The sequence below is a fragment of the Phenylobacterium sp. genome (genome assembly GCF_046590535.1).
GTDB lineage: Bacteria > Pseudomonadota > Alphaproteobacteria > Caulobacterales > Caulobacteraceae > Phenylobacterium.
The window spans coordinates 1-11,513 of the sequence record NZ_JBKJTG010000051.1 but is presented as its reverse complement, the minus strand read 5'-3'; the positions used below and the strand labels follow the sequence as shown (position 1 = coordinate 11,513).

Here is an 11,513-nt window from a genome sequence, read left to right as displayed (position 1 = left end):
CAGGATCTGGTCGGCGTCGACGATGGTCGACAGCCGGTGGGCGATGACCAGGGTGGTGCGGCCGGCCTTCACCCGGCGCAGGGTCTCCTGGATGGCCGCCTCGGTGGGACCGTCCAGCGCGCTGGTGGCTTCGTCGAGGATCAGCACCCGCGGATCGGCCAGGAGGGCGCGGGCGATGCCCACCCGCTGGCGTTCCCCGCCGGAGAGCTTCAGGCCGCGCTCGCCAACCAGGGTCGACATGGCCTGGGGCAGGCTGTCGATGAACGGGCCCAGCTCCGCGGCGTCGGCCGCGGCGCGCACATCGTCGGGGGCGGCGTCGGGCCGGGCGAAGGCGATGTTGGCGTAGAGGGTGGTGTTGAACAGGGCCACGTCCTGCGGCACCAGGGCCACCGCGCGGCGCAGGCTGGCCTGTTTGACCCGGCGCATGTCGAAGCCGTCGAGGGTCACCGCGCCGTCCTTGGGATCGATCAGCCGCATGGCCAGCCTGACGGCCGTGGTCTTGCCGGCGCCCGAGGGGCCCACCAGGGCCACGGTGGACCCCGGCTGGGCCACGAAGCTGACCTGGCGCAGGCCCTGTGAGCGCGCGTCGTGCTGGAAGCTGACGTTGTCGAACGCCAGGGCCGCGCCGCGCTGGGCGGCCGGCGGCAGGTCCGTGGCGTCCGCAGCGTCGGTGATGTCGGCGCCCAGGGCCCGCAGCGCCACCATCTGCTCCATGTCGATGAACGCCTGGCGGATCTCGCGGTAGTTGAACCCCAGCATGTTCAGGGGGCCATAGATGCCGATCAGCAGCAGGATCGCCATGGTCACGTCGCCGATGCGCATGCGGCCTTCCATCACCTCGTAGCCGGCCATGACGGTCATCAGGGCGAGACCGACGTTGAGCACCACCGACTGCACGGCGTTGAGCAGCGACAGCGAGGTGTTGGCGGTGACGCTGGCCCGGACATAGTCGCCCATGGCGCCTTCATAGGCCCCGATGGTGCGGTCCTCGGAGCCGAAGGTCTTGACCGTCTCGTAGTTGATCAGGGCGTCGGTGGCGAGGCCGGCGATGCGGTTGTCGGCCTCGTTCAGCTCGCGCCGGTGGGCCAGGCGCCAGTCGGTGATCTTGAAGGTCAGCCCCGCGTAGAGGACGATGGTGACGAAGGCGGTGGCCGCGAACCGCCAGTCCAGCCGGGTGGCCATGACGATCATCGCCAGCACCAGCTCGATGGCCGTGGGGCCCAGGTTGAACACCACGCTGCGCATCAGGAAATCGGTGGACCGCGCGCCCCGGTCGATGACCCGCGACAGGGTCCCGGTCTGTTTGGACTGGTGGAAGTCCATGGACAGCGCCAGGGCATGGGCGAAGGTCTCGGTGGCGGCCCGGGCCATGGTCGACTGGGAGACCACCGTGAAGATCGCGTCGCGGGCATAGGGCGCACAGGCGGCGACCAGGCGCAGGCCAACGAAGCTGAGCGCGAAGGCCAGGAAGCCCAGCCCCACGCTGGCCACGGGCGCCCCCAGGCCAGGCGCCAGGGTGTTGATCGCCTCACCCAGGGCCACGGGGGCGGCGACCCCGGCCAGCTTGCCCACGAACACCAGGGCCAGGGAGGCTCCGATCCGCCAGCGCAGGCCCGGCGCGCCGGAGCGCATCACCAGCCGGCCGAGGTCGGCCATGGAGCCCCAGAAGTCGAAGGTCACGTCGGCGGCGGCGATGGCGCCCGGGCCGGAGAACCGTCCGCGGGCCATGTGGGCGTGGGTCAAGCCGCTAGCCCAGGATCAGGGTGGACTGCACGCCGCCGCCGGGCGTGATCCAGTCGGCGCGCACGCCGCCGGGGGTGGTTCGCCCGCGGAACGGACCCGGCGTCAGCGCCGGGGCGGGGGAAACCTCGACCCGGGCCTCCAGCCCGAACCCGTCGCCGACGACCTGCAGACGGTGCGATCCCCGGGTTATCGGCGCCGGCAGGGCCAGATGGAAGCGGCCGGCGGCGTCGGCGGCGCCCTCGGCCAACTGGCGCCCGTCGATGCGCAGGGAGAGCGCCGACCCGGGCGGGGCCTGGCCCGACACCACGGCGGCGCCCTCGCGGTCGAAGTCAAAGGCGGTGATCGACGGCCCCGCGATGCGGTCGAGGCGCACGGCGCCGACGCCGGAGCGCAACAGCGCCGCCTTGCCGTCTGCGGCCACCAGCAGGTAGCCCTGCCCCTGCACCCGTCTCCCATCGCTCTGCGTCGAGAGGCCATAGACCTGCGGCGGGCCTCCCAGCGGCAGCCGCAGCGTCCAGCGCCCGGCCGCGTCGGCGGTGGCGGCGATCGCCTGGCCGGCCGGCGTGGCCAGGCGCACCTGGCCGCCGGCGGGGGCGGACCCAGTGAGCAGGATCTCGCCGCCAGCCACGCGCACCTCGCTCGCCTGCGGCGGCGACAGGAAGCCGGGATCAGGCTGGACGCCGGCCTGCGCCGGCTCCCTCGTCGCCGCGTCCGGACCGGCCCCACAGGCGGCCAGCGGACCGACGGCCGCAAGCGCGACGATGGCGACCAAGCTGCGGAACACGGTTTGCTTGAAACTCCTTAACCCTCACCTTAGCTAATTGGGCTTTCCCCGCGCGCCCGCAAGCGCGGTCGGGCTTTCCTGGAGTTTTCTTGTCATGGGGCGCCACGACCGCCTGCAATCCGTGTGTGTGTTCTGCGGCTCGTCAGACGCCGCCGACCCGCAGTTCCTGGCCGCCGCCGGCGACCTGGGCCGCGCCCTGGCCGCCGACAAGCTGCGGCTGGTCTATGGCGGCGGCGGGGTGGGCCTGATGGGCGCCACCGCGCGCGCCGCCCACGAGGCCGGCGGCGAGGTGCTGGGGATCATCCCCACCTTCCTGGTGGGCCGCGAACGGGCGCTGGACACCGTGGAGACCATCGTCGTCACCTCGATGCACGAGCGCAAGCAGATCATGTTCGAGCGCTCCGACGCCTTCGTGATCCTACCCGGCGGGATCGGCACCCTGGAGGAGGTGGTGGAGCTGTTATCGTGGCGGCGCCTCGACCTGCATGCCAAGCCGGTGGTGTTCTACAATCCCCGCGGCTTCTGGCAGCCGCTGTTCGCGCTGTTTCAGCACACCGTGGACGAGCAGCTGACGCCGGCGAACTTCATGGACGCCTGGACCTCGGTGGAGCGGGTGGAGGACATCGTCCCGGCGCTGCACGGCCGGCCGGCCCTGGCCTCGCCGCCGGCGGAAGCGGTGACGCGGATCACCTAGATATGAGCGTGCCCGTCGCGGCGTGGCGTCAGGGCCTAGTGACGGCGTCCCTGAACCCGTTGACGATGGGATAGCGGCGGTCTCGGCCAAAGGCGCGCAGGCCGATCTTCACGCCGGGCGGGGCCTGGCGGCGCTTGTACTCTGATCCGTACAGCAGGCGCTGCACCCGCTCCACCGTGGCGGCGTCGAAGCCGCGGGCGGTGATCTCGTCCAGCGTCGCCTCCTCCTCCACCAAGCCGTGCAGGATGGCGTCCAGCACCTCGTAGGGCGGCAGGCTGTCCTGGTCCTTCTGGTCGGGGCGCAGCTCCGCCGACGGGGGCTTGGTCAGGATGCGCTGGGGGATCGGCGACGTGGCGACGCCGAACGGATCGTTCGCGTTGCGCCAGGCGCAGACCGCATAGACGTCGGTCTTGTAGAGGTCCTTCAGCACGTTGTAGCCGCCGCACATGTCGCCATAGAGGGTGGCGTAGCCCACCGCCATCTCGCTCTTGTTGCCGGTGGTCAGCAGCATCAGGCCCAGCTTGTTGGACAGCGCCATCAGGGAGAGCCCCCGGGTGCGGGCCTGGATGTTCTCCTCCGTCAGGTCCGGAGCGCGGCCCTCGTAGAGCGGGGTCAGCATCTGGGCGAAGGCCTGCACCGCCGGCTCGATGGGGATCTCGTCCAGCCGCACGCCCAGCGCCTTGGCTGCCGCGGCGGCGTCTTCCAGGCTCTCGGCGCTGGTGTACCTGGACGGCAGCATGAAGCAGCGGACGCTCGCCGGGCCCAGGGCGTCGGCCGCCACCACCGCCACGATGGCCGAATCCACGCCCCCCGACAGGCCCAGCAGCACGCCCGGGAAGCCGGACTTGCGCACATAGTCGCGCAGGCCCAGCACCATGGCGCGGTAGATTTCCTCCGCCCCCGAGCACCAGTCGTGCATGGGCGCGTCCACGCACCGCCAGCCGGCCTCGCGCTTTTCCCAGGTGGTGAGCGCCAGGGCCTCCTCGAACATCGGCAGGCGCATGGCCAGTTCGCCGTCGGCCTGCAGCACGAAGGAACCGCCGTCGAACACCAGCTCGTCCTGGCCGCCGACCTGGTTGACGTAAAGCATCGGCAGGCCGGTCTCGGCGACCCTGGCCCGAGCCACCCCCAGCCGCTCGTCGTCGGAGGTGCGGCGGAAGGGCGAGCCGTTGGGCACCAGCAGGATTTCCGCGCCGCGGGCCTTCAGGTCCATGCAAACCCTGGACGACCAGATGTCCTCGCAGATCGGCGCGCCCAGCTTGATGCCGCGCAAGTCGAACACCTCCGGCCCCAGGCCCGGGTCGAACACCCGCTTTTCGTCGAACACGCCGTAGTTGGGCAGGTCGCACTTGAAGGCGAGCCCCTGCACCGCGCCGTCGGCCAGGTAGGCCAGGGCATTGCGCGGCTTGGCGCCGGGGGTCTCCGGCGGCCAGATCAGGCCGATCAGCGCCGCGGGTCCGTCCCTGGTCTCCACCGCCAGCCGTTCGACGGCGGCCTTGCAGGCGCGCCACAGGGCCGGCTTGAGCGCCAGGTCCTCCGGCGGATACCCGCAGAGGAACAGCTCGGGGAAGAGCGCGATGTCGGCGCCGGCCGCCCTGGCCTTGGCCAACTGCTGACGGGCCAGGGCCTCGTTGCCCTCAACCGCGCCGACCGTGGGATTGGCCTGGACGGCGGCGATCACCAGACGAGTTGACATGAGCCGTCATGTAGCGCGGCCCAGCGGCGCAAGCCAGCCACGCCGGTCGTCTAGTCGTCGCGGTGGACGCGCTCGCGGCGCTCGTGGTGTTCCTGGGCTTCGAGGCTGAGCGTGGCGATGGGCCGGGCGTCGAGGCGGGCGACGCCGATCGGCTCGCCGGTCTCCTCGCAGTAGCCATAGGACCCGTCCTCAATCCGGCGCATGGCCTCGTCGATCTTGGAGATCAGCTTGCGCTGACGGTCGCGCGTCCTCAGTTCCAGGGCGCGGTCAGTCTCCGAAGAGGCGCGATCCGCGAAGTCGGGATGGTTCTCTGTCTCGGTCTGGAGGTGGGACAGGGTCTCGCGGGATTCGCGCAGGATGTCCTCCTTCCAGTTCAGGAGCTTTTGCTTGAAATACTCAAGCTGTCGCTCACCCATGAACTCCTCGTCCTCGGAAGGACGGTACTCGGGCCTCTCGGCCAGCAAAACGGCTGCCTTCATGAAAAATCTCACGCCCCCTGGACACCCGTAGACACGCGCGGGCCGTATAGCAGAACAAACGCCGGTTTCAATGGAGCCCGGAGAACGGCGTGCGATTACGCCGCACGGCCAGGTTGCTCAAGCTTGGCCACCTCGACCGCGGCGCGCAGTTCCACGTCGTCCAGCACAGCTTCCAGCGCCGGATCGTCGGTGGCCAGGCGCTCGTCGCGCACCACGCGGCGCAGCCGGTCCAGGTCGGCCCCGCTCAGCGCCCCGCTCAGCAGCGCCACCTTGACCTCGTCCAGCACGTCGAGGATGCGTCCGGCCCGAGCCACGGAGCGGCGGCGCCGCTCGGTGGGCGAGCCCACGTCCTGCAAGGCAATCAGCGCCTCGACGCCCATGACGCCGGCGGGCCCGGAGACCTGGGCGGCCTGGCTGGCGCCTGCCGCGGGCGTGGGCGTGGCGATGCGGAAGCCTTCGCCGCCGCCTCGCGCAGGGCGCGGCCCCGAGGCCTGCCCCGCTGCGCCAGTCCCGGTGACTTTCATACTGAGATATCAAACCCCGTAGGCGAACTCGACGCCCACCATCGGCGGCCAAACTTGCAGCATGGTTAATGCCGGGCAATTTCTGCCGACAACGGCGGCACAGCGTTTGGCGGATGATCGTTGTTCTCGCTGAGGTTTTTACCCACATCAGAGTTGGCACGGACATCGCATGGAGGCGAGGCGAAGCAGCTTCCATCGGTAACCCATGCGTCATCTGTTCCGCGTCCTCGTCACCGCCGCGCTCGCCGCCGCCCTCGGGGCGCCGCCGGCGATGGCCAACTCGCGCATCAAGGACATTGTCGAGTTCGAGGGCGTCCGTGAGAACATGCTGGTGGGCTACGGCATCGTCGTGGGCCTGAACGGCACCGGCGACGCCCTGCGCAACGCCCCCTTCACCAAGCAGAGCCTGGAAGCGATGCTGGAGCGGTTGGGGGTCAACACCCGCGACGCCCAACTCAACACCAAGAACGTGGCCGCCGTCATGGTCACCGCCAAGCTGCCGGCCTTCGCCGCCTCGGGCGCGCAGATCGACGCCAATGTCTCGGCCCTGGGCGACGCCAAGAGCCTGATGGGCGGCACCCTGCTGGTCACGCCGCTGCTGGGCGCCGACGGCCAGGCCTATGCGGTGGCGCAGGGGACGGTGCAGACCGGCTCGATCAGCGCCTCGGGGTCCTCCGGTTCCTCCGTCTCCAAGGGCGTGCCCACCGCGGGCCGCATCGCCGGCGGCGCCTCCGTGGAACGCGAGATCGGCTTTCGGATGGCCAGCATGACGCAGATGCGCATGACCCTGCGCAATCCCGACTTCACCACCGCGCGGCGCATCGCCGATGCGGTGAACGTGCGTTTCCCCGGCGCGGCCATCGCCGAGAACCCCACCATCGTGGCGATCCGGCCCTCCAACGGCCAGGACATGCTGAGCTTCGTGGCCCAGGTGGAGAACCTGTCGGTGGAGCCGGACTCTCCGGCCCGCGTGGTCATCGACGAGGTCGCCGGCGTCATCGTCATGGGCGAGAACGTGCGCGTCTCCACCGTCGCCATCCAGCAGGGCAACCTGACCATCACCGTGCGCGAAAGCCCCGCCGTCAGCCAGCCTGCCCCCTTCGCGCGGACCGGCAACACCGCCGTGGTGCCGCAGAGCGACATCGCCGTCGATGAGGAAACCGGCCGCCAGTTCCTCACCGTGCGCAGCGGCGCGTCCCTGGCCAGCCTGGTGGCCGGCCTCAACGCCCTGGGCGTCACCCCGCGCGACATGATCTCCATCCTGCAGACCATCAAGGCCGCCGGCGCCCTGCAGGCCGACATCGAGGTCATGTGAACATGGCCGGCTTCCCCCCCGTCTCCGTCTCCGTCTCCCCCGCCCTCCTGGCGACGCCCACCGCCACCAGCACGGCCGACCTCGCCAAGCGCGGCGAGATCAAGGAGACCGCGCAGAAGTTCGAGGCGGCGTTCCTGTCGATCATGCTCCAGCAGATGTTTCAGGGCGTCGAGGTGGAGGCCCCGTTCGGCGGCGGTCCCGGCGAGCAGATGTTCAAGTCGTTCATGACCGAGGCCATGGGCAAGCAGATGGCCCGCCAGGGGGGCGTCGGCATCGCCGACACCGTGGCGCGCGAGATGCTGAAGCTCCAGGGCCTGCAGTAGGAACTCCAACCATGGCCATTTCCGCCCACGACCCGCAGGACCGCGTCGAGCAGCTCATCCTGCTCACTGACCGCCTCACCGAACTGGTGGCCCAGGCCGCCCAGGCCTTCGAGCAGCGCCGCCCACAGGACGCCGCCATTCACGTGGGCGAAACCGCCCGGCTGGCCAACCTCTACCGGCACGAATCGGCCCGGGTGCGTGCCAACCCCGAACTGGTGGCGGCCGCGCCGCTGGTGCTGCGCACTCGCCTGATCCGCGCCACCGAGGCCTTTGACGCCGTGCTCGCCCGCCAGGGCCGGGCCATCGAGGCCGCCAGGATCATCACCGAGGGCCTGGTTCGCGCCATCGCCGACGAGGTCGCCGTCCAGCGGGCCAAGGGCCTCAGCTACGGCCCCGACGCCACGACCTCCACCACCGGGAAGGCCACCGCCATCACCCTCAACCAGCGGGCCTGAGCCGCCTAAATCAGTGCAGCGGGCGCGCCGGCCTAGCGCCGCCAGGTGACGCCGACCCTGACCGTGCGCGGGATGGAATAGCTCTCCACCCCGTCGGCGGTCTCGCCCACTTCCAGGTCCACGTCGGTGAGGTTTTCCGCGGCGAGGAAGACCTCGATCCGCTCGTCCACCCGCCACGCCGCCCGGGCGTCCAGCAGCAGGCCGGCCGAGAGCTTGCGGGTGTTGAGGTCATCCTCCCAGCGGGCGCTTTCGTAGCGGGCGTCGGCCGAGAGGCTGAGCCGGGCGCTGGCGTTCCAGGCGAGGCCGGCGGTGGCGGTCATCGCCGGCGTCTGGGCCGGCCGCTTGCCGGTGAGCTGGGCCACGGCGGAGCCGCCGTCGACCCGAGCGTGCGTATAGGCCACGGCCCCGCGCCAGGAGAGCGTGGAAGCGAGTTCGCCCGAGGCCTCCGCCTCGACGCCCCAGGCCTCAATCTCGCCGGCGTTGCGCCGCTGTCGCAGCGTGCCCCCCGCCGGGACGAAGCCGGCGGTGGGGAAGACCCCCGGACCCACGCCAATGGTCACATTTGTGATCGGGTCTTCCAGGCGGTTGAGGAACACCGCCGCGCTCCAGCGCACCGCGCCGTCGCCGCCGAGCCCCGCCTCGACCCCCTGCAGCATCTCGGGCTTCAGTCCCGGATTGGCCTCGGTGATGTCGTTGCCGACCCGGAAGGGCCGGTGCAGTTCGTTGAGCGTCGGCGGTCGGAAGCCGGCATAGGCCGCCCCGCGCAGCCACAGGTCCGGCGAGACGCTGTAGCGCGCCCCAAACCGGGCCGTGGGCGTCGTGCCCGAGGTGTCAGGCGTGGTCTGGTCCAGGGTCGGCAGGCCATTGGCCAGGTCGCGCTCGCGGCGGATGGCCTTTTCCGAGCGCCAGCCGTCGACGCGCACGCCGCCGGAGACGATCCAGGGCTCGCGGTCGTACGCCGCCTCCAGATAGACCCCACCCACGGCGGTCTCGCCCCCGGCCTCGCGGCCGCGGGTGAACACCCCGTTCAGCAGCCGGAAGCGCTCGCGCACCACGCCCTCGGTCAGCCGCGCGTCGGCGCCCACCTCCCAGGCGATGTCGCCCCGCTGGCCCTGCACCGCGGCGTTGAAGCCGTAGCCGGTGGCCGGCGTCGCGTACTGATCGTTGGCCCGCGTGGTGGTCGCCCGGTTGGCCGCCACGGCCACGGAGCTGTTCACCAGGTCGCTGCCCCGGACCCAGCCCTGCAGGCGCCAGCCGCCGACACCGTCGGCCGCCGGACGGCCGATGGTCAGGGTCCCCGAAGCGCCCGAGGCGATGGACCGCGCGCCCAGCAGGCCCGCGCCGCGGCGCTCCTCATAGCCGCTGAGCCGGGCGGCCATCTGCACGCCGGCCACCTCGCCCTGCACCCGGAACGCCAGGGCGGCGTCCTGCAGGGTGATCGGCTGGTCAGCCGCGCCGCGCCGCGCGCCGCGCACCGCATAGTATCCGTCCGTGGTCGAGCCCGCCGCCGTGACCAACACCCCAGGGCCGCCGCCGGAGGCCGCCGCGCGGTAGCTTCCGCGCTCGCCGGCTGAGATTTCCGCCGCCGCCAGGCCATCGCCGGCGCCGCGTTCCTGCAGGGCCACAACTCCGGTCAGCGCGCCCGCGCCATAGGGTCCTGCGCCCGCGCCGCGCACGATGGTGGCCCCGTCCAGTCCTTCCGGCGGCAGGGCGCTCCAGATCACCCACCCCCCGAACGGGTCGTTCTGCGGCGCCCCATCCAGGGTCACCAGCGCCCGGCCTGCGCCCGACGGCGCGATGGAGCGCAGCGACAGGCCCTGGGTCGTCGGATTGGCCGCGCCCGAGCCGGTGCGGCGGAACAGCGAGACGCCCGGCGCGCGCTTGAGCGCCTCGTCCAGGCGCGGCGTGGCCTTCAGCTCCTGAGCGCCGATCTGCACGGCGCTGAACACCACCTCGCCGCCCAGAGGCGCGAGGCGGGGCGGATAGACGATGACCATTTCGACTTCGGGGGCAGGCGGCGGCAACTCAGGCATCGGTACTCACTTTTCCAAGGCGAAGCTTCGCGATCGCCGGGGTTAGGGCTATCCAGCCCGCATGCAGAGCGCAACCGGCAAGGTCGCCATCGTCACCGGCGCGGGCAGCGGCATCGGCCGGGGCGTGTCCCTGGCGCTGCTGAACGCCGGCTGGTCGGTGGCCCTGGCGGGGCGCCGCGGCGAGCGGCTGGCGGACACTGCGGCCCTGGCGGGCGACGCCTCGGACCGCGCCCTCTCCCTGGCCACGGACGTCTCCGATCTCGCCTCGGTCACCGCTCTGTTTGACGCGACCTGCGGCCGGTTTGGGCGCTTAGACCTGCTGTTCAACAACGCCGGGACCGGCGCGCCGCCGGTCCTCCTGGAGGAGCTCTCCCTGGAAGCCTGGAAGCGGGTGGTCGACATCAACCTCACCGGCGCCTTCCTCTGCACCCAGGCCGCTTTCCGCATGATGAAGGCGCAGGATCCCCGCGGCGGCCGGATCATCAACAACGGCTCGATCAGCGCCCACGTCCCGCGGCCCCGCTCGGTGGCCTACACCGCCACCAAGCACGCCATCACCGGCCTCACCCGCTCGACCTCCCTGGACGGGCGCGCCTATGACATCGCCTGTGGCCAGATCGACATCGGCAACGCCGGCACGGACATGACCCGCGCCATGAGCCGCGGCGTGCCTCAGGCCGACGGGACGCTCGCTGCGGAGCCGGTGATGGAGGTCCAGGCGGTGGCCGACGCGGTGCTCTACATGGCTGGGCTGCCGCTTTCGGCCAATGTCCAGTTCATGACCGTGATGGCCACCACCATGCCGTTCATCGGACGGGGCTGAGGGCGCCGCTTTCCCCGCCAGTGGCGCCTACGGATTTCGCAGTGCAGTGAATTATTTGTTGCAACGCAGCATTGCGCTTGCGTTGGCGACGTCCAGGGGAGACCCTGATGTCAGGCGGGTAAGCCGGAGCGCAAGTCGCCGGCACGCCGAAGAGGAACGCCGGATCGGGGTTGGTAAAACCTCAACCGGAGACTACCCAAATGAACCGTATCGTCCTCCTCGCGGCTGCAGCCGCCCTCATCGCCGCGCCGGCCAGCGCCCAGTCCATCCGGATCGCCACGGCCGGCAAGTCCGTCGAGAAACTGCACGGCGAGATCCTCAAAGCCGCCAGCACCCTCTGCGCGCGGCAAACCTACGGCGCGACCTTTCCGATCGACGCTCAGAGGTCCTGCATCAAGCAGACGGTCAGGGCGACCGTCGCCCAAGCCGCGATCCCGGCCCTGGCGGCGATCCAGCCCACCCGCTTCGCCCTGCGCTAGCCCTTCGCCGCGGACGCCGCTCTGCCTGAGCGGAGCGGCGTCCAGGCTTAGTCGGCGAAGGCCGGGTCGCGCTTGCCCATATTGGCCATCACCGCTTCGATCTGGTTGGTCGAGCCGATCAGGGCCACCTGCTCGCGGGTCTCCTCCAGCAGGGTCGCGTGCTGG

At 71.1% G+C, this 11,513-nt stretch carries 12 protein-coding genes; 6 read left to right on the top strand and 6 right to left on the bottom strand.

All coding sequences use genetic code 11. From position 1 onward, the window contains the following. Window positions 1-1,728: ABC transporter transmembrane domain-containing protein (locus ACLL81_RS02950; RefSeq protein ID WP_411286853.1), on the bottom strand; the 1,728-nt coding region annotated here is incomplete at its 3' end. A gap of 19 nt (window positions 1,729-1,747) precedes the next feature. Continuing rightward, window positions 1,748-2,527 carry a hypothetical protein gene (locus ACLL81_RS02945; RefSeq protein WP_411286852.1) on the bottom strand — a complete coding sequence of 260 codons (780 nt, stop codon included), beginning with the start codon at window positions 2,525-2,527 and terminating at the stop codon, window positions 1,748-1,750. A 94-nt stretch (window positions 2,528-2,621) separates the two neighbouring features. Between ACLL81_RS02945 and ACLL81_RS02940 the strand changes: the two genes are divergently transcribed. Further along, a complete protein-coding gene (locus ACLL81_RS02940) occupies window positions 2,622-3,221 on the top strand; it encodes a TIGR00730 family Rossman fold protein (RefSeq protein WP_411286851.1) in 600 nt (199 codons plus the stop codon). 28 nt (window positions 3,222-3,249) lie between these two features. On the opposite strand, the gene ACLL81_RS02935 is transcribed toward ACLL81_RS02940, so the two are convergent. The 3 genes from ACLL81_RS02935 to ACLL81_RS02925 all read right to left on the bottom strand — a co-directional run bounded on the left by ACLL81_RS02935 (window position 3,250) and on the right by ACLL81_RS02925 (window position 5,920). After that, window positions 3,250-4,917 carry an NAD+ synthase gene (locus ACLL81_RS02935; RefSeq protein WP_411286850.1) on the bottom strand — a complete coding sequence of 556 codons (1,668 nt, stop codon included), beginning with the start codon at window positions 4,915-4,917 and terminating at the stop codon, window positions 3,250-3,252. A gap of 50 nt (window positions 4,918-4,967) precedes the next feature. Then, window positions 4,968-5,396 (bottom strand): RNA polymerase-binding protein DksA, encoded by a 429-nt coding sequence (gene dksA / locus ACLL81_RS02930; RefSeq protein ID WP_411286849.1) that lies wholly within the window; start codon window positions 5,394-5,396, stop codon window positions 4,968-4,970. A gap of 95 nt (window positions 5,397-5,491) precedes the next feature. Continuing rightward, a complete protein-coding gene (locus tag ACLL81_RS02925) occupies window positions 5,492-5,920 on the bottom strand; it encodes a flagellar assembly protein FliX (protein WP_411286848.1) in 429 nt (142 codons plus the stop codon). Between the two features lie 205 nt (window positions 5,921-6,125). Between ACLL81_RS02925 and ACLL81_RS02920 the strand changes: the two genes are divergently transcribed. The 3 genes from ACLL81_RS02920 to ACLL81_RS02910 are packed head-to-tail and all read left to right on the top strand — an operon-like array spanning window position 6,126 to window position 8,013. Continuing rightward, window positions 6,126-7,235, top strand: a complete 1,110-nt coding sequence (locus ACLL81_RS02920; RefSeq protein WP_411286847.1) for a flagellar basal body P-ring protein FlgI — start codon at window positions 6,126-6,128, stop codon at window positions 7,233-7,235. A gap of 2 nt (window positions 7,236-7,237) precedes the next feature. Next, a complete protein-coding gene (locus ACLL81_RS02915; RefSeq protein ID WP_411286846.1) occupies window positions 7,238-7,558 on the top strand; it encodes a rod-binding protein in 321 nt (106 codons plus the stop codon). Window positions 7,559-7,569: 11 nt separating this feature from the next. After that, window positions 7,570-8,013, top strand: a complete 444-nt coding sequence (locus tag ACLL81_RS02910) for a flagellar basal body protein (RefSeq protein ID WP_411286845.1) — start codon at window positions 7,570-7,572, stop codon at window positions 8,011-8,013. 32 nt (window positions 8,014-8,045) lie between these two features. Here ACLL81_RS02910 and ACLL81_RS02905 read toward each other — a convergent pair whose 3' ends face one another. Further along, complete coding sequence (locus tag ACLL81_RS02905; RefSeq protein ID WP_411286844.1) at window positions 8,046-10,046, bottom strand: TonB-dependent receptor; 2,001 nt, start codon at window positions 10,044-10,046, stop codon at window positions 8,046-8,048. A gap of 61 nt (window positions 10,047-10,107) precedes the next feature. Here ACLL81_RS02905 and ACLL81_RS02900 point away from each other — a divergent pair, with 61 nt between their 5' ends. Together ACLL81_RS02900 and ACLL81_RS02895 are read left to right on the top strand one after the other, a co-directional pair. Then, a complete protein-coding gene (locus ACLL81_RS02900) occupies window positions 10,108-10,869 on the top strand; it encodes an SDR family oxidoreductase (RefSeq protein ID WP_411286843.1) in 762 nt (253 codons plus the stop codon). A gap of 200 nt (window positions 10,870-11,069) precedes the next feature. Next, the gene (locus ACLL81_RS02895) at window positions 11,070-11,348 is read left to right on the top strand and encodes a hypothetical protein (protein WP_411286842.1); all 279 of its coding nucleotides are present in this window, start codon (window positions 11,070-11,072) and stop codon (window positions 11,346-11,348) included. Window positions 11,349-11,513 lie beyond the last annotated feature (165 nt).

What these genes read in the sequence shown, in the direction of transcription:
- ACLL81_RS02940 (WP_411286851.1), top strand. Translation starts at nt 2,622, where the DNA reads ATGGGGCGCCACGACCGCCTGCAATCCGTGTGTGTGTTCTGCGGCTCG.
- ACLL81_RS02935 (WP_411286850.1), bottom strand. Translation starts at nt 4,917, where the DNA reads ATGTCAACTCGTCTGGTGATCGCCGCCGTCCAGGCCAATCCCACGGTC.
- dksA (WP_411286849.1), bottom strand. Translation starts at nt 5,396, where the DNA reads ATGAAGGCAGCCGTTTTGCTGGCCGAGAGGCCCGAGTACCGTCCTTCC.
- ACLL81_RS02925 (WP_411286848.1), bottom strand. Translation starts at nt 5,920, where the DNA reads ATGAAAGTCACCGGGACTGGCGCAGCGGGGCAGGCCTCGGGGCCGCGC.
- ACLL81_RS02920 (WP_411286847.1), top strand. Translation starts at nt 6,126, where the DNA reads ATGCGTCATCTGTTCCGCGTCCTCGTCACCGCCGCGCTCGCCGCCGCC.
- ACLL81_RS02915 (WP_411286846.1), top strand. Translation starts at nt 7,238, where the DNA reads ATGGCCGGCTTCCCCCCCGTCTCCGTCTCCGTCTCCCCCGCCCTCCTG.
- ACLL81_RS02910 (WP_411286845.1), top strand. Translation starts at nt 7,570, where the DNA reads ATGGCCATTTCCGCCCACGACCCGCAGGACCGCGTCGAGCAGCTCATC.
- ACLL81_RS02905 (WP_411286844.1), bottom strand. Translation starts at nt 10,046, where the DNA reads ATGCCTGAGTTGCCGCCGCCTGCCCCCGAAGTCGAAATGGTCATCGTC.
- ACLL81_RS02900 (WP_411286843.1), top strand. Translation starts at nt 10,108, where the DNA reads ATGCAGAGCGCAACCGGCAAGGTCGCCATCGTCACCGGCGCGGGCAGC.
- ACLL81_RS02895 (WP_411286842.1), top strand. Translation starts at nt 11,070, where the DNA reads ATGAACCGTATCGTCCTCCTCGCGGCTGCAGCCGCCCTCATCGCCGCG.